Source organism: Pseudomonas sp. GD04091 (assembly GCF_029836165.1).
Lineage (GTDB): Bacteria > Pseudomonadota > Gammaproteobacteria > Pseudomonadales > Pseudomonadaceae > Aquipseudomonas.
The window spans coordinates 1-15,787 of the sequence record NZ_JAOEBG010000033.1 but is presented as its reverse complement, the minus strand read 5'-3'; the positions used below and the strand labels follow the sequence as shown (position 1 = coordinate 15,787).

General features: G+C 63.8%; 14 protein-coding genes. 7 read left to right on the top strand and 7 right to left on the bottom strand.

From position 1 onward, the window contains the following. Positions 1 to 155: 155 nt before the first annotated feature. The 3 genes from ubiD (at position 156) to N7422_RS25540 (ending at position 3,586) form a co-directional block, all read left to right on the top strand. On the top strand, positions 156 to 1,622 hold the full coding sequence (ubiD, locus tag N7422_RS25550; RefSeq protein WP_050707469.1) for a 4-hydroxy-3-polyprenylbenzoate decarboxylase: 1,467 nt from the start codon (positions 156 to 158) through the stop codon (positions 1,620 to 1,622). After that, on the top strand, positions 1,622 to 2,590 hold the full coding sequence (locus N7422_RS25545; protein WP_279809125.1) for a CDP-6-deoxy-delta-3,4-glucoseen reductase: 969 nt from the start codon (positions 1,622 to 1,624) through the stop codon (positions 2,588 to 2,590). The genes ubiD and N7422_RS25545 overlap by 1 nt, the downstream gene beginning before the upstream one ends. Positions 2,591 to 2,935: 345 nt before the next feature. Then, positions 2,936 to 3,586, top strand: a complete 651-nt coding sequence (locus N7422_RS25540; RefSeq protein ID WP_279809124.1) for a gamma-glutamylcyclotransferase — start codon at positions 2,936 to 2,938, stop codon at positions 3,584 to 3,586. Between the two features lie 16 nt (positions 3,587 to 3,602). Here N7422_RS25540 and tcyN read toward each other — a convergent pair whose 3' ends face one another. From tcyN to tcyJ, 3 genes are read right to left on the bottom strand one after another with little or no spacing between them, the layout of a single operon-like run. Next, positions 3,603 to 4,364, bottom strand: a complete 762-nt coding sequence (tcyN, locus tag N7422_RS25535; protein WP_279809123.1) for an L-cystine ABC transporter ATP-binding protein TcyN — start codon at positions 4,362 to 4,364, stop codon at positions 3,603 to 3,605. A 1-nt stretch (position 4,365) separates the two neighbouring features. Further along, complete coding sequence (gene tcyL, locus N7422_RS25530; protein WP_186660591.1) at positions 4,366 to 5,034, bottom strand: cystine ABC transporter permease; 669 nt, start codon at positions 5,032 to 5,034, stop codon at positions 4,366 to 4,368. Further along, positions 5,031 to 5,825 carry a cystine ABC transporter substrate-binding protein gene (gene tcyJ, locus N7422_RS25525; protein ID WP_279809122.1) on the bottom strand — a complete coding sequence of 265 codons (795 nt, stop codon included), beginning with the start codon at positions 5,823 to 5,825 and terminating at the stop codon, positions 5,031 to 5,033. The genes tcyL and tcyJ overlap by 4 nt, the downstream gene beginning before the upstream one ends. Before the next feature lie 304 nt (positions 5,826 to 6,129). On the opposite strand from tcyJ, the gene epsC reads away from it, so the two are divergent. After that, on the top strand, positions 6,130 to 7,062 hold the full coding sequence (gene epsC / locus N7422_RS25520; RefSeq protein ID WP_279809121.1) for a serine O-acetyltransferase EpsC: 933 nt from the start codon (positions 6,130 to 6,132) through the stop codon (positions 7,060 to 7,062). Between the two features lie 316 nt (positions 7,063 to 7,378). Then, entirely contained in the window at positions 7,379 to 9,340 is a 1,962-nt protein-coding gene (betT, locus tag N7422_RS25515) for a choline transporter BetT (protein ID WP_279809151.1), read from the top strand. 111 nt (positions 9,341 to 9,451) lie between these two features. Here betT and tauD read toward each other — a convergent pair whose 3' ends face one another. Genes tauD through tauA form a run of 4 tightly spaced genes read right to left on the bottom strand, consistent with a single transcriptional unit; the run spans position 9,452 to position 12,957 of the window. Beyond that, positions 9,452 to 10,285, bottom strand: coding sequence for a taurine dioxygenase (gene tauD / locus N7422_RS25510; RefSeq protein ID WP_279809120.1), 834 nt, complete (start codon positions 10,283 to 10,285; stop codon positions 9,452 to 9,454). A 48-nt stretch (positions 10,286 to 10,333) separates the two neighbouring features. Then, entirely contained in the window at positions 10,334 to 11,170 is an 837-nt protein-coding gene (gene tauC / locus N7422_RS25505) for a taurine ABC transporter permease TauC (RefSeq protein ID WP_279809119.1), read from the bottom strand. After that, a complete protein-coding gene (gene tauB / locus N7422_RS25500) occupies positions 11,167 to 11,961 on the bottom strand; it encodes a taurine ABC transporter ATP-binding subunit (RefSeq protein WP_279809118.1) in 795 nt (264 codons plus the stop codon). Before tauB ends, tauC begins: the two co-directional genes overlap by 4 nt. Before the next feature lie 24 nt (positions 11,962 to 11,985). Continuing rightward, positions 11,986 to 12,957, bottom strand: a complete 972-nt coding sequence (gene tauA, locus N7422_RS25495) for a taurine ABC transporter substrate-binding protein (RefSeq protein WP_279809117.1) — start codon at positions 12,955 to 12,957, stop codon at positions 11,986 to 11,988. Positions 12,958 to 13,517: 560 nt separating this feature from the next. Between tauA and N7422_RS25490 the strand changes: the two genes are divergently transcribed. Then, positions 13,518 to 14,849 (top strand): OprD family porin, encoded by a 1,332-nt coding sequence (locus tag N7422_RS25490; protein ID WP_279809116.1) that lies wholly within the window; start codon positions 13,518 to 13,520, stop codon positions 14,847 to 14,849. A gap of 164 nt (positions 14,850 to 15,013) precedes the next feature. Then, positions 15,014 to 15,652 carry a peroxiredoxin gene (locus N7422_RS25485; RefSeq protein WP_279809115.1) on the top strand — a complete coding sequence of 213 codons (639 nt, stop codon included), beginning with the start codon at positions 15,014 to 15,016 and terminating at the stop codon, positions 15,650 to 15,652. The last annotated feature ends 135 nt before the right edge of the window (positions 15,653 to 15,787 follow it).

The window sequence follows — 15,787 nt, the reverse complement described above, 5'->3', positions numbered from 1 at the left end:
AAGGCCGCTCCTACAGGATTACTCATTCCCCTGTAGGAGCGGCCTTGTGTCGCGATGGGGCGCGAAGCGGCCCCAGTTCATTTTTGCCCCCAAACAAGGCGTGAACAACGCTACACTCTGCACCCCGACCGATACGCCCAACACGAGGCCCTTGCATGCAGTATCGCGATTTGCGCGACTTCATCCGTGGCCTGGAACAGCGCGGTGAACTCAAGCGCATCCAGGTTCCCATCTCCCCTGTCCTGGAAATGACCGAAGTCTGCGACCGCACCCTGCGCGCCAAGGGCCCGGCGTTGCTGTTCGAAAAGCCCACCGGCTTCGACATTCCAGTACTGGGCAACCTGTTCGGCACTCCCGAGCGTGTGGCCATGGGCATGGGCGCGGAATCGACCGACGAGCTGCGCGAGATCGGCAAGCTGCTGGCGTTCCTCAAGGAACCCGAGCCGCCGAAGGGGCTGAAGGACGCCTGGTCGAAACTGCCGATCTTCAAGAAGGTCGTGTCCATGGCGCCAAAGGTGGTCAAGGACGCGGTGTGCCAGGAAATCGTGGTCGAAGGCGACGACGTCGATCTTGGCCAGTTGCCGATCCAGCACTGCTGGCCGGGCGATGTGGCGCCGCTGATCACCTGGGGCCTGACCGTCACCCGCGGACCGAACAAGGACCGCCAGAACCTCGGCATCTACCGTCAGCAGGTGATCGGCCGCAACAAGGTCATCATGCGCTGGCTGAGCCATCGCGGTGGGGCGCTGGACTATCGCGAATGGTGTGAAAAGCACCCCGGTCAGCCATTCCCCGTGGCGGTTGCCCTCGGCGCGGACCCGGCGACCATTCTCGGTGCCGTGACGCCGGTGCCGGACACCCTCTCCGAGTACGCCTTCGCCGGCCTGTTGCGTGGCAATCGTACCGAGCTGGTGAAGTGCCGCGGCAACGACCTGCAGGTGCCGGCCACCGCCGAGATCATCCTCGAGGGCGTGATCCACCCAGGCGAGATGGCCCCGGAAGGCCCGTATGGCGACCACACCGGCTACTACAACGAAGTGGACAGCTTCCCGGTGTTCACCGTCGAGCGCATCACCCATCGGCAGAAACCGATCTACCACAGCACTTACACCGGCCGGCCGCCGGATGAGCCGGCGATCCTCGGTGTGGCGCTGAACGAAGTGTTCGTGCCCATCCTGCAGAAGCAGTTCCCGGAGATCACCGACTTCTACCTGCCGCCGGAAGGTTGTTCGTACCGCATGGCGGTGGTGACCATGAAGAAGCAGTACCCGGGCCATGCCAAGCGCGTGATGCTGGGTGTGTGGTCGTTCCTGCGACAGTTCATGTACACCAAGTTCGTTATCGTCACCGACGACGATATCAACGCCCGTGACTGGAACGATGTGATCTGGGCCATCACCACGCGCATGGACCCCAAGCGTGATACGGTGATGATCGACAACACCCCGATCGACTACCTCGACTTCGCGTCGCCGGTGTCGGGCCTGGGGTCGAAGATGGGCCTGGACGCCACCCACAAGTGGCCGGGCGAAACTACACGTGAATGGGGCCGGGTCATCGTCAAGGACGAGGCCGTCACCCGCCGTATCGATGAGCTGTGGGATCAGTTGGGAATAGATTGATGCAGGTAACCTTGCAGCCTTCCGGGGCGGTACTGGCGGTCGAACCGGGTGAAAGGATTCTGGATGCGGCACGGCGCCTGGGCTATGACTGCCCGAACAGCTGCCGCAACGGCAACTGCCATGTGTGCGCCGCGCTGTTGGTTGAAGGGCGTATCCGCCAGGAAGGTGAAATTCGCGATCACGGTGAGCTGTTCACCTGCATCGCCGAACCGCTGGAGGACTGCGTGTTGCTGTGGGATGGTGTGCTGGCCCTGGGCGAGCTGCCGGTGCGCAAGCTGGCCTGTACCGTGAGCGAGTGTATCGAGGTCGGTGGCGACGTCTGGCGCGTGCGCCTGCGCGCACCGGCCGGCAGACCGCCGCGATACCATGCCGGGCAGTATCTGATGATCGAACGCGAAGGCGCGGACAAGGCCGCCTTCTCCCTGGCCTCCGCCCCCCATGGCGGGCGCGATCTCGAATTGCATGTGCTGGCCCGCGAGAGCAGTGCCGTGCAACTGATCCAGCAACTGCAGCGCAACGGTATCGCCCGCGTCGAGCTGCCATTCGGCGACGCGCACCTGGCCGAGCTGCCTGAAGGCCCGCTGGTGCTGATCGCCGCCGGCACCGGCATGGGCCAGATGCACAGCCTGGTCGAACACTGCCGGGCCCAGGGCTTCAAGCATCCGGTACACCTCTACTGGGGCGTGCGACGGCCCGAGGATTTTTACCAGATCGAGCACTGGGACGAGTGGGAGCGTCTGCCCAACCTGTTCCTGCACAAGGTGGTCAGCGACCTGTGTGGCTGGGAAGGGCGCTGCGGCATGCTGCACGAGGCGGTCTGCGAGGATATCGATGACCTGAACCAGGTGCATGTCTACGCCAGCGGTTCGCCGAACATGGTCTATGCCACCCTCGATGCGTTGGTCGAGGCCGGCATGGACGCCCATCGCATGCGTGCCGACGTATTCGCCTACGCGCCACGGGGCTGAAACAACCCGGCGCGCCGCAATGGCGCGCCGGGTTTAATAACCGAAGATTTTCCTGCTGATTATATGGCGTGCATTGTTGCCGGTGCGGTTAATAACTTTCGCTATACTCGAAACATTACTTTCCGTTCGGCGGAAGATTGAATGAAATTCGATATTCGGGGTTGAGGTCGAAGTGCCTTCTCCCTTACGTTAGGCGCCAGGGCCTTCGCCGGTAGACCCGCACCCACAGGTCCTTCACCGCCTCTGTGGGCGCGGGCTTGGCGGCGAGAGCGACAGATCAACCTCTGCAGCAACGGCAGTGGAACGCGCAACTTCGTAGTTCACAGGAAATATTGGCGGCAGCACATGTCGACACTTGAAAGTTCATTCTGGCAAGTCTCCTATCCGCCGTCGCTCGACTTCGGTCGACAACTCACCCCCGAACAATTGCAGCGCTCGATGCGGGAAACCATGTCCCAGCATGAGGGCGGTCCGGTCTGGCTGTTCGCCTATGGTTCGTTGATCTGGCGCCCGGAATGCAGTTCGGTCGAGCGCCAGCGGGCGCGGGTACATGGCTACCATCGCGGCTTGTACCTGTGGTCCCACGAACACCGAGGCACCCCGGAGTGTCCTGGGTTGGTATTCGGCCTGGACCGTGGCGGCTCCTGCAGTGGTTTCGCCTATCGCCTCGATGAAAGCAATCTGGACGATTCGCTGATGGCCCTGTGGCAACGCGAGATGCCGTTCCCGGCCTATCGCCCGCACTGGCTCAGCTGCCGCCTGGGCGACGGCAGCAAGGTGCAGGCGTTGGGTTTCGTGCTGGAGCGGCACCTGCCGTGCTACGCCGGGAACCTGCCAGACACCCTGCTCAGCCAGATCCTCGCCAGCGCCAAGGGGCGCTACGGCACGACGCGCGATTACGTGGAGCAGACGCTCAACGCCCTGCGCAGCCACCAGATGCCCGATCGCAGCCTGGAGGCCCGCTTCAGGCGTTGCCACAACCTGCGCGAGGTGTGAGCCCGGCGCAGCCGGCTCACTCCTGGGCGGCGGCGGTGCCGAGGAACTTGCGCAGGAACTGGCGGGTGCGCTCTTCCTTCGGATTGGCGAACAGCGCCTTGGCCTCGCCCTGTTCGACGATCACGCCCTTGTCGAAGAAGATCACCCGGTTGGCCACGTCGCGGGCGAAGCTCATCTCGTGGGTGACGATGATCATGGTGCGCTTCTCCTCGGCCAGGCCGCGGATGGTCTCCAGCACTTCGCCCACCAGCTCCGGATCGAGCGCCGAGGTGGGCTCGTCGAACAGGATCACTTCCGGCTCCATGGCCAGCGCGCGGGCGATGGCCACCCGTTGCTGTTGGCCGCCGGACAGGCGCCGGGGGTAGGCGTCTTCCTTGCCCGCCAGGCCGACCTTGGCCAGCAGGCGCCTGCCCAGTTCGATGGCCTTTTCCCGGGGCGTCTTCTTGACGATCACTGGCCCCTCGATGACGTTTTCCAGGGCGGTGCGGTGAGGGAACAGGTTGAAGTTCTGGAACACGAACCCGGCCTGCTGGCGCAGACGGCGGATCGCGCTCTGCTGGCCACCCAGGGGGCGGCTGGCGTCGATATGGATGTCGCCGATCTGGATACGCCCGGCGTCGGGTGTCTCCAACAGGTTCAGGCAGCGCAGGAAGGTGGTCTTGCCCGAGCCACTGGGGCCGATGATGGCCACCACCTCGCCGGGCTGCACGGTCAGGTCGATGCCGTTGAGCACGGTATGGCCCTTGAACCGTTTGGTCAGGCCTTCTACGACGATCATCTCAATGCTCCTGGTCGTGCTGGTTGACCCGCGCTTCCATGCGGTTCTGGAAGTGCGCGAGGATGCTGCAGAGGATCCAGTAGATCACTGCGACCGCCAGGTACATGGTGAACACTTCGAAGGTCCGTGCGGTAATCAGTTGCGCTTGGCGGAACAGCTCGGGTACCTGGATGGTCGCCGCCAGGGCAGTGTCCTTGACCAGCGAGATGAAGCTGTTGCCCAGCGGCGGCAGCGCGGTGCGCAGCGCCTGGGGCAGGATCGCCCGGCGCATGGCCTGGGTGCGGGTCATGCCGATGCTCGCCGCAGCCTCCCACTGGCCACGGTCGATCGAGGAGATCGCCGCGCGGAGGATTTCGCAGATGTATGCCGCCATGTTCAGCGACAGGCCGATCAGCGAGGCCGGGATCGGGTCGAGCTCGATACCGATCTGCGGCAGGCCGAAATAGATCACGAACAGCTGCACCAGCAGTGGCGTGCCCCGGAAGAACGACACGTAGATGCGTGCCAGCCAGTCCAGCGGCAGGATCTTCGACAGCCGCATCAGCGCCAGGGCGAAGCCCAGCACGAGGCCGAAGAACATGCCACCGACGCTGAGCAGCACGGTATAACCCGCGCCCTTCAACAGGAAGGGCGCGGAATCGACAACGAGTTGCAGGCTTTCAGCGATCATTTGGTGACGTCGGCACCGAAGTATTTCTCGGACAGCTTGGCCAGCGTGCCGTCGGCCTTGAGCTTGTCGATGGCCTTGTTGACCGCCGCGAGCAGCTCAGGTTCGCCCTTGCGCAGGGCCACGCCGCTTTCCAGGCGCGAGAACGGGGCGCCGGCGAGTTCGGTGTCCTTGGCTTTCTGCGCGTATTCCAGCGCGGCCAGGCGGTCAATCAGGATGGCGTCGATGCGGCCGTTGCGCAGGTCGGCGAACTTGGTCGGGTCGTCTTCATAGGTACGCACTTCGGCTTTCGGCACGTCCTGCTTGACCCATTGCTCGTAGTTGGTGCCCAGGCCCACGCCAACCTTCTTGCCGGCCAGGTCCTGCGCGGTCTTGATGTTCAACTGCTCGGCCTTCTTCTTCAGGATCAGCGCCTGGATGCCGGAGATGGTGTAGGGCTCGGAGAAGTCGTACTTCTTCTTGCGCTCGTCGGAGATGGTCACCTGGTTGATCACCACGTCCAGGCGCTTGGATTCCAGGGCGGCGAGGATGCCGTCCCATTTGGTCGGCTGGACCTTGGCCTTGACCCCCAGCTCCTTGGCCAGCAGCTCGGAGAGTTCGACCTCGAAGCCGGTCAGCTTGCCGTTCTCGTCCTGGAAGCTGAAGGGAGGGTAGGTGCCCTCCAGGCCGACGTTGATCACGCCCTTCTCCTGGATGGTCTTCAACTGCTCGCCGGCGAAGGCCTGGCCGAGCAGGCCGGCACCGAGCAGGAGCGCCAGGCTGGCGTTGAGAAGGGGTTTGGCGAATTTGGTCATGGCATGCCCCGCGCTTGTTGTGGAAGTGGTGGGTGGCGACTATAGGGGTGAGCTTTATAGGTCGGGAAATAATAAAAAATCAGGTTGTTATTCCCGTTTTTGTAAATGCAATGGCTTATGCCCGACTTAGCTCAGGATGGAATAAAGCGTTGTTTTTTCCAAGAGGTAGATTTGACGTATCGTTGATCCACGCGATTGATCGTGGGAGCAGGCTTGCCCCGCGATAGCGTCATCGCGGGGCAAGCCGGCTCCCACGTTAGAAAGAATCCGGATTTCAGCACAATGTCCTGGCAGGAGAAACACCGTGAGCGAACAACCATCAAGCGGGCACTGGCAATTGCAGGGCATCGTCAGCGGCCTGCGCAGCGCCCGTGAACAATGGCGCAGCAGCAACGGCCGCAGCAGTGGCGAGCAGGGCGGGCGCGAGCTGCCATCGCGCGAGGCGTTGCGGCAGATTCTCGAGCAGCTGTGCGGTGCGCTGTTTCCCATGCGCCTGGGCCCGGTGGACCTGCGCGAAGAAAGCGAAGACTTCTATGTCGGCCACACCCTCGATGCGGCGCTCACCGCGCTGCTGACCCAGGCTCGCCTGGAGCTGCGTTACGCGGCGCGTCACGGCAAGACCGAGGTCACCGACGTCGATGCCCACGCCCTGCGCTTGATCCAGGACTTCGCCGCCGCCCTGCCGGCCCTGCGCGTGCTGCTGGACACCGATGTGCTGGCCGCCTACCACGGCGACCCGGCGGCGCGCAGCGTCGACGAGGTGTTGCTGTGCTACCCGGGCATCCTGGCGATCATCCACCATCGGCTGGCCCACCACCTGTACCGGGCCGGCCTGCCGCTGCTGGCGCGGATCAGCTCGGAGCTGGCGCACTCGGCGACCGGCATCGACATCCACCCCGGCGCGCAGATCGGCCCGAGCTTCTTCATCGATCACGGCACTGGCGTGGTGATCGGCGAGACCGCGATCATCGGTGAGCGGGTACGCATCTACCAGGCTGTGACCCTCGGCGCCAAGCGCTTCCCGAGCGATGAGTCGGGGACCTTGCACAAGGGCCTGGCACGCCACCCGATCGTCGAGGATGACGTGGTGATCTATGCGGGGGCGACCATCCTCGGACGGATCACCATCGGCAAGGGTTCGACCATTGGCGGCAACGTGTGGCTGACCCGCAGCGTGCCGGCCGAGAGCAATATCACCCAGGCTAACCTGCAGCTGGATTGCCAGGACAAGAGCTGAATCTGTTCCGGCCTTTTCGCGGGTAAACCTGCTCCCACAGTTGCAGCGCTGAACCGACTGACAGCGCGATCCTGTGGGAGCGGGTTTACCCGCGAAGGGGGCGCCGCCGATGTCCCGCCCAGCGGCATCGGGTCGCATTGAAAGCCGATCCATGTTTAACTTGAACGCTTGTTCAACGAAAACGCTGGTCCATTGCCGGTGTTCAAAAGGAGGAATCGCCTTTGCTGAACCCGTTCAATCCGAACCTCACGTCCTTCGACGAGGTGCCTGTTCGATGAGTGCACCTACCCCCGACCTTGCCAACGGCAAGATCCGCATGAACCCCCCTGTGTTCTACTTCGCGGCAAGCTTCATCCTCATCTTCGGCCTGATCGTCATTGCCATGCCGCAAGCGGCCGGCGAGTGGCTGCTGGCAGCGCAGAACTGGGCGGCCAACACCGTCGGCTGGTACTACATGCTGGCCATGACCTTGTACCTGGTCTTCGTGGTGGTCACCGCCGTGTCCGGCTACGGCAAGATCAAGCTCGGTGCCGACCACGACGAACCCGAGTTCAGCTACCTGTCCTGGGCCGGCATGCTGTTCGCCGCGGGCATCAGCATCACCCTGTTCTTCTTCTGCGTCTCCGAACCCCTGACCCACATGCTGCAGCCGCCGCAGGGCGAGGCGGGTACGGCCGAAGCCGGGCGCCAGGCGATGCAGGTGCTGTTCCTGCACTGGGGCCTGCACGGCTGGGGCGTGTTTGCCTTCGTCGGCATGGCGCTGGCCTATTTCGCCTACCGGCACAACCTGCCGCTGGCCCTGCGCTCGGCGCTGTACCCGCTGATCGGCAAGCGCATCAACGGTCCGATCGGCTACGCGGTGGATGGTTTCGGCATCATCGCCACGGTGTTCGGCCTGGGGGCCGACATGGGCTTCGGCGTGCTGCACCTGAACGCCGGCCTCGACTACCTGTTCGGCATCAGCCACAGCCAGTGGGTGCAGGTGATCCTCATCACCCTGATGATGGGCGCGGCGGTGGCCGTGGCGGTCGCCGGGGTGGAGAAGGGCGTGCGGGTGATGAGCGACATCAACCTGTTCCTGGCCTGCGCGCTGCTGCTGTTCGTGCTGTTCGCCGGGCCCACCCAGCACCTGTTCAACACCCTGATCCAGAACCTCGGCGACTACCTCGGGGCGTTGCCGCGCAAGAGCTTCGATGTCTACGCCTATGGCGAGAATCGCGACTGGCTGGGTGGCTGGACGGTGTTCTACTGGGCCTGGTGGATTGCCTGGGCGCCGTTCGTGGGCCTGTTCATCGCCCGCATCTCCCGGGGCCGGACCATTCGCGAGTTCGTCTTCGGCGTGCTGCTGATCCCGCTGGGCTTCACCCTGGCGTGGATGTCGATCTTCGGCAACAGTGCGCTGGACCAGGTGATCAATCACGGCATGACCGCCCTCGGCCAGTCGGCCATCGACAACCCGTCGATGAGCCTGTACTTGCTGCTGGAAACCTATCCGTGGAGCAAGACGGTGATCGCCGTGACGGTGTTCATCAGCTTCGTGTTCTTCGTCACCTCGGCCGACTCCGGCACGGTGGTGCTGTCGACGCTGTCGGCCAAGGGCGGCGGCGCCGACGAGGACGGCCCGAACTGGCTGCGCATCTTCTGGGGCGCGATGACCGCGCTGATCACCAGTGGCCTGCTGTTCGCCGGCAGCATCGATTCGCTGAAGTCGGCGGTGGTGCTGACCTCGCTGCCGTTCTCGTTGATCCTGCTGTGCATGATGTGGGGGCTGCACAAGGCCTTCTACCTGGAAAGCCAGCGACAGATCGCGCAGATGCATTCGCTGGCGCCGTTCGCGCAGAGCCGGCGGGGGCGTGGCGGCTGGCGCCAGCGCCTGAGCCAGGCGGTGCACTTCCCGTCCCGGGACGAGGTGTATCGGTTCATGGACGACGTGGTGCGCCCGGCGATCGCCGAGGTGCGCGAGGTGTTCGAGCAGAAGGGCCTGGTGCTGATCACCCAGGATGACCCGAGCCACGACAATGTCAGCCTGAAGATCGGCCATGGCGAGGAGCAGCCGTTCATCTACCAGGTGCAGATGCGTGGCTACTTCACGCCATCGTTCGCGCTGGGTGGACTGGGGACGCAGGAGTTGAAGAATCGCCGCTACTACCGGGCCGAAGTGCATCTCTCCGAGGGCAGCCAGAACTACGACCTGGTGGGCTACAGCAAGGAGCAGATCATCAACGACATCCTCGACCAGTACGAGCGGCACATGCAGTACCTGCATCTGGTCAGGTAGATCGCTGGGGCCGCTTTGCGGCCCTTTCCGACCGCTCCCACAGATGATCGCGCTCTCCTGTGGGAGCGGCCTTGTGCCGCGAAAGGCGGCCAACGGCCTCCCATGGCCACGTCAGAACGGCGCATCCCCCAGGATGGTCGCCCGATGCATCACCCGCCGGTTCGGCCGGTAGTCATCCACAGCAAAATGTTGCGTGACGCGGTTGTCCCAGAACGCCACGTCATTTTCCTGCCAACGCCAGCGAATGCTGAACTCCGGTCGTGTCGCATGGGCGAACAGCAGCTTGAGCAGCGCCTCGCTTTCCTGCTCGTTCAGCTCGTTGATCCGCGTGGTGAACCCTTCATTGACGAACAGCGCCTTGCGCCCGCTGACCGGATGGGTACGCACCACCGGGTGCGACAGCGGCGGGTTGTTGCGCCGGGTCGCTTCCCAGCGCGCGAGGTCTTCGGGCGTGGTGCCGAAGCGCTCCAGCGGGAACGACTTGGTGAAGTCGTGGGGGGCGGTCAGGCCGTCGAGCATCTCGCGCAGCGGCGCCGACAGCGCTTCGAACGCCGCGATCCCGCTGGCCCACAGGGTGTCGCCACCAAAGGCTGGCAGTTGCTTGGCACTGAGCACCGCGCCCAGCGCCGGGGTGGGCAGGAAGGTCACGTCGGTGTGCCAGACGGCATTGTCGCGTACGTCGGTCACGGCGGTGTCGAGGATCAGTACCTGCGGCGTCTCCGGCACGTTCGGGTAGATCGGGTGGATGTGCAGGTCGCCGAAGCGGGCGGCAAAGCGCGCTTGTTGCTCGGGGGTGATCGGCTGGTCGCGGAAGAACAGCACTTGATGCCTCAGCAGCGCCTGCTCGATGGCGTCACGCTGTTCGATGGTGATGTCGCGGCTGATGTCCACGCCGCTGATCTGCGCGCCCAGTGCAGGGCTCAAAGGGGTAACGGTCAGGCTCATGTCTTTTCTCGTTCCAGGTGCCGGGTTGCCGGCATGGTCATTCAGTGGTCAATGGCTCTGGCCGTGCCAGGGCACCAGCTTGCGCTGCAGGGCGCGCAGGCCCATCTCCAGGGCGAAGGCGATCAGGGCGATCAGCAAGATCCCCAGCACCACCACATCGGTGACCAGGAACTGCGCCGCCGACTGCACCATGAAGCCCAGGCCGCTGGTGGCGGCGATCAGCTCGGCGGCGACCAGGGTCGACCAGCCCACGCCGAGGCCGATGCGGATGCCGGTGAGGATGTCGGGTAGCGCGCTGGGCAGGATCACATGGCGAATCAACTGGGCCCTGGTTGCCCCCAGCGACTGGGCGGCGCGCAGCTTGGCCGGGTCGACGGTGCGCACGCCGGTGGCGGTGGCGATGGCGATCGGGGCGAAGATCGCCAGGTAGATCAGCAGCACTTTCGACAGCTCGCCGATGCCGCACCAGATGACGATCAGCGGCAGGTAGGCCAGCGGTGGAATGGGGCGGTAGAACTCGATCAACGGGTCGAGGATGCCTCGGGCCACACGGTTGTAGCCGATGGCCAGGCCGACCGGGATGGCGGTCAGGGTCGCCGCCACCAGCGCCAGGCCGATGCGACCCAGGCTCGCGCCCAGGTGCTGCCACAGGCTGGCATCCATGTAGCCCTGGGTGAGCAGCGCCCAGCCCTTGGCCAGGATATCGGCGGGCGAGGGCAGGAACAGGGGTTCGACCCACCCGGCGGCGGTCACCAGCCACCAGGCCAGCAGCAGCGTGGCCAGGGTCAGCGCGCTGATCCAGCGGGTCGGCAGCGAGCGGCGGATCTTGGCCGCTGCGGGATGGGTGTCGCGCTTGGCGGCGACGGGCAGGTCCAGGCTGCTCATGCGCGCGCCTCCTGGCGGGTGCTTTGACGTTGCGAGAACACCCGTGCCAGCACGTGCTCGCGGGTCTCGATGAAGCGCGGGTCGGACTTGATCGCCCGGGCCGACTCGCCAGCGGCATAGCGCTGGCCGAAATTCAGTTGCAGGCGCTCCACCACGCGGCCCGGGTTGGGGGCCAGGAGCACCAGTTCGGTGGCGAGGAACACCGCTTCTTCTATGTCATGGGTGATCAGGAACACCGGCTTGGCGGTGCGTTGCCACACCTGCAGCAGCAGCTCCTGCATCTGTTCGCGGGTGAAGGCATCGAGGGCGCCGAACGGCTCGTCCATCAGCAGTACCCGTGGATCGGCGGCCAGCGCCCGGGCCAGGCCCACGCGCTGTTTCTGGCCACCGGACAGCTGCCAGACGCGCCGCTCAGCGAAGCCGGCCAGGTCGACCAGCGCCAGCATCTCGCGGGCCTTGGCTTCACGCTGGGCGCGGGGTACGCCGGCCAGTTCCAGGCCGAAGGCGACGTTGCCGAGCACGTCCTGCCAGGGCAGCAGGGCGTCGTCCTGGAACACCACGCCACGCTCGGCGCCCGGGCCTTGTACCGGCGCGCCATCGAGGGTGATGCGCCCACCGCTGGGGGCGACGAAGCCCGCGATCAGGTTGAGCAGCGAGGTCTTGCCACTGCCGGAAGGCCCGAGGGCCACCAGCAACTGGCGGGGCCCCAGGCTCAGGTTGATGTCGGCCAGCACCGGGGTGGTGGCGCCGGGGTACTGTGCGCTGATGCGCTCCAGCTCGAGCAAGGCCATGACGGGCTCCGGTCGGTTGTGTGCTTAGTTGGGCAGGTATTGCGCGCTGACGTAGGGCGAGTAGTCCGGCAACACGGCGTCGACCTTGCCTTGCTGCTTGAGGAAGGTGGCGGTGTCGGTCAGCGCCTGGGTGGTCGGTGCGCCCAGGGCGCTGGCCTGATCGGCGGCCAGTGGGTAGACGTTGCCCTGCAGCAGGACCGGGATGTCGGCAGGCTTGGCGCCGGACAGCTTGACCAGCTTGGCGACGTTGTCCTTGTCGGCCAGCCAGGCCTGCGGGTCCTTGCGGTAATCGGCGTAGGCGTCGAGGGTGACCTTGGCGAACGACTTGACGATCTCAGGGTGCTTGGCGGCGAAGTCCTTGCGCACGATCCAGGCATCGAAGGTCGGTGCGCCTTTCTCGGCCAGCTCGCCCGAGGTGATCAGCACCTTGCCGTTCTCCTTGGCCACGCCCAGGGCCGGGTCCCAGACGTAGGTGGCGTCGATGTCGCCGCGTTTCCAGGCGGCGATGATGGCCGGTGGCGCCAGGTTGAGGATCTGCACTTTCGACGGGTCGATGTTCCAGCTCTTGAGCGCGGCGAGCAGGCTGTAGTGGCCGGTGGAAACGAACGGCACGGCGACTTTCTTGCCGACCAGATCCTGCGGGGTCTTGATGCTGTCACGGGCGACCAGGGCCTCACCGGCGCCAATCTGGGTGGCGATCAGGAAGGTCTCGACCGGCAGCTTGCGGGTGGCGGCGGCGGCCAGCGGGCTGGAGCCGAGGTAGCCGATCTGCACGTCGCCCGAGGCGACGGCGGTGATCACGTCGGCACCGTTGTCGAACTTGCGCCAGTCGATGCTGGCCCTGCTGGCCTTCTCGTAGGTGCCATCGACCTGGGCCACCTTGGCCGGATCGACGGTGGTCTGGTAAGCCACCGTCAGGTCGGCGGCCTGTGCCGCCCAGCTGGCGCTGGCGAGGGTCAGGGCGGCGAACAGGCGCAGCGGAGCGTGCGGGATCATGGTTGAACCTCTCGTCAGGCATTCGGGGGGATGGATGGCGAGAAGACTAGATGATCTAAGAAATCAAAAATAAATAACTTTTTCGCATTAGCTTAAAAGCCAATCGCTCTGACGGCGCCGTTCAGATTCTGGGCTGCGCCGCAGCGCCGCTCTACGGGAGCGGTCTCGTGTCGCGAAAAGGGCGGTCAGGCTCGCAATGGCGATTTCAGCAAAGACTGCTAGCCTTTTTCGGTTCCTGCGGGGGGATCGCTTGGTGGCATCAGGCCAAACGTTTGCACATAACCTAAAGGTATGATTGACGGCGTCGATACAACGAATGGCAGTAAAGGTTTCAAAGTTATTCCGTAAAAATCTTACAGATTCATAAAACGGTCATTTTGGATTTATAGGATTGTCATTATCCTGTAGCGCAGGTGGGCGAATTAGACCAAAGTCGCGAATCCATCGTTAGGGATTGACTTGGCGGTCACGCTTTGGTGCTAAATCGCCAATCCGGGTGAGTGGGGCAGCAGACCTCGCCACTTGAGACGCACAAAAATTAGAACGTAGAGGAGCAAAACATGTACAAGTCCAGCCTGGCCCTGGCCGTGGCACTGGGGGTTCTCGCCCAACAAGCAGGCGCTGCAGGTTTCGTCGAGGACAGCAAGCTGTCCCTGAGCTCGCGCACCATGTACTTCAACAACGACAACCGTGAAGCCCACGGCAACCCTCGCCCGGACCAGCGTGAATCCGGCCAGGGCTTCAAGCTCGACTACATCTCGGGCTTCACCGAAGGCACCGTCGGTTTCGGCGTTGATGCCCAGGCGCTGTGGGGCATTCGCCTGGACGGCGGCAAGGGTTACCACAAAGGTGGCTTCTTCCCGGATGACGGCAAAGGCGCAGCGGACCAGTGGGCCCGTTTCGGTGCCAACGCCAAGGCTCGCTTCTCCAAGACCGAAGCGCATTTCGGTAGCGCGCTCGCGCCGAACCTGCCGATCCTGGTCTCCAACGATGGTCGTCTGCTGCCGCAGACCTTCGAGGGTGGCACCATCCAGTCGAAGGAAATCGACAACCTGACCATCAACGCCGGTCAGCTGACCCACGCCATGGGTCGTGCTTCGAGCAACCGCACCGGTCTGTCCGTCGCTGGCGCCACTGCCGAGAGCAACAAGTTCCGCTACGGTGGCCTGGACTACAAGCTCACCCCAGACCTGACCCTGCAGTACTACTACTCGAACCTGGAAGACTTCTACAAGCAGCACTTCCTGGGTGCGACCCACGTCTTCAAGATCGCTGACGACCAATCGTTCAAGACCGACCTGCGCTACTTCGACAGCAGCAGCGACGGCAAGAACGGCGAGGACAGCTCCTACAACTTCAGCAACAACGGCGGCTACGCCAAGAACACCGGCAAGGTCGACAACAAGACCTGGTCCGCCATGTTCACCTACACCCTGGGTGGCCACGCGCTGATGCTCGGCCGTCAGCAGGTCGGCGACGACGGCGGCTTCGTCTGGTTGGGTCAGGGCAACCTGGTCAACGACAGCGGTACTTCGGAAGGCGCTGGCGGCTCCAGCTTCTACCTGTTCACCGACAGCATGATCAACCAGTTCGCCCGTGCTGGCGAGAACACCAACTTCGGTCAGTACTCCTACGACTTCGCGGCCCTGGGCGTACCAGGTCTGAAGGCGTCGGTAGCTTACCTGCGCGGTGACGACATTCGTAACAAGTCGGGCCACGGCACCTACAACGAATGGGAACGTGACGCACGCGTCGACTACACCATTCAGCAAGGTACCCTCAAAGGCCTGGGCTTCAGCCTGCGTCAGGGCGTCTATCGTGGCTCGGGCGAAAGCAGCGCCGACCAGGACCAGACTCGCTTCATCGTGAACTACACTTACGCCTTCATGTAAGTCGTAGCTGCACAAAGAAAGCCTCGCTCAGTGCGAGGCTTTTTTGTGCCTGCAGTTCTGTATGCAATTCGGTTATAAATAAATCGATATTTATTCTTTTTGTTTTTAATTCGATGCAGGCACATTGAACCCACCAGGCCAGACACAGCACAGGAGCCGCTTCCATGAGCCTCAAACTCGGCGACATCGCCCCCGATTTCGAACAGGATTCCAGCGCCGGCAAGATCCGCTTCCACGAATGGCTGGGCAACAGCTGGGGCGTGCTGTTCTCCCATCCGGCCGACTTCACCCCGGTGTGCACCACCGAGCTGGGCCTGACCGCCAAGCTCAAGGACGAGTTCGGCAAGCGCGGGGTCAAGGCCATCGCCCTGTCGGTCGACCCGGTCGACTCGCATCACAAGTGGATCGACGACATCAACGAGACCCAGAACACCGTGGTCAACTTCCCGATCATCGCCGACGCCGATCGCAAGGTCTCCGACCTGTACGACCTGATCCACCCCAACGCCAGCGACACCCTGACCGTGCGCTCGCTGTTCGTCATCGACCCGAACAAGAAGGTGCGCCTGACCATCACCTACCCGGCCAGCACCGGACGCAATTTCAACGAGATCCTGCGGGTGATCGACTCGCTGCAGCTGACCGACAACTACAAGGTCGCCACGCCAGGCAACTGGCAGGACGGCGACGAGGTGGTGATCGTGCCGTCGCTCAAGGACGAAGATGAAATCAAGCAGCGCTTCCCGAAAGGGTATCGGGCGGTGAAACCTTATCTGCGGCTGACCCCGCAACCCAATCGTTGAGGCATTCCTCGTTGCATTGCTCTTAGCCAAGCAGGGATCTTCGGGCCGTTTCGACGGCCCTTTTTTATGCCTGCTAAAAGCCATGCATAACCCCTGTAGGAGCGGCCTTGTGTCGCGAAAGGGCTGCGCAGCGGC

Excerpts from the sequence above, each read along its gene's own strand:
- tcyJ (WP_279809122.1), bottom strand. The coding sequence starts at position 5,825 with ATGACCAAATTCGCCAAACCCCTTCTCAACGCCAGCCTGGCGCTCCTG.
- tauD (WP_279809120.1), bottom strand. The coding sequence starts at position 10,285 with ATGAGCCTGACCGTTACCCCTTTGAGCCCTGCACTGGGCGCGCAGATC.
- N7422_RS25485 (WP_279809115.1), top strand. The coding sequence starts at position 15,014 with ATGAGCCTCAAACTCGGCGACATCGCCCCCGATTTCGAACAGGATTCC.
- tcyN (WP_279809123.1), bottom strand. The coding sequence starts at position 4,364 with ATGATCGTCGTAGAAGGCCTGACCAAACGGTTCAAGGGCCATACCGTG.
- betT (WP_279809151.1), top strand. The coding sequence starts at position 7,379 with ATGAACCCCCCTGTGTTCTACTTCGCGGCAAGCTTCATCCTCATCTTC.
- N7422_RS25540 (WP_279809124.1), top strand. The coding sequence starts at position 2,936 with ATGTCGACACTTGAAAGTTCATTCTGGCAAGTCTCCTATCCGCCGTCG.
- N7422_RS25490 (WP_279809116.1), top strand. The coding sequence starts at position 13,518 with ATGTACAAGTCCAGCCTGGCCCTGGCCGTGGCACTGGGGGTTCTCGCC.
- tauB (WP_279809118.1), bottom strand. The coding sequence starts at position 11,961 with ATGGCCTTGCTCGAGCTGGAGCGCATCAGCGCACAGTACCCCGGCGCC.
- N7422_RS25545 (WP_279809125.1), top strand. The coding sequence starts at position 1,622 with ATGCAGGTAACCTTGCAGCCTTCCGGGGCGGTACTGGCGGTCGAACCG.
- ubiD (WP_050707469.1), top strand. The coding sequence starts at position 156 with ATGCAGTATCGCGATTTGCGCGACTTCATCCGTGGCCTGGAACAGCGC.
- tauC (WP_279809119.1), bottom strand. The coding sequence starts at position 11,170 with ATGAGCAGCCTGGACCTGCCCGTCGCCGCCAAGCGCGACACCCATCCC.
- tcyL (WP_186660591.1), bottom strand. The coding sequence starts at position 5,034 with ATGATCGCTGAAAGCCTGCAACTCGTTGTCGATTCCGCGCCCTTCCTG.
- tauA (WP_279809117.1), bottom strand. The coding sequence starts at position 12,957 with ATGATCCCGCACGCTCCGCTGCGCCTGTTCGCCGCCCTGACCCTCGCC.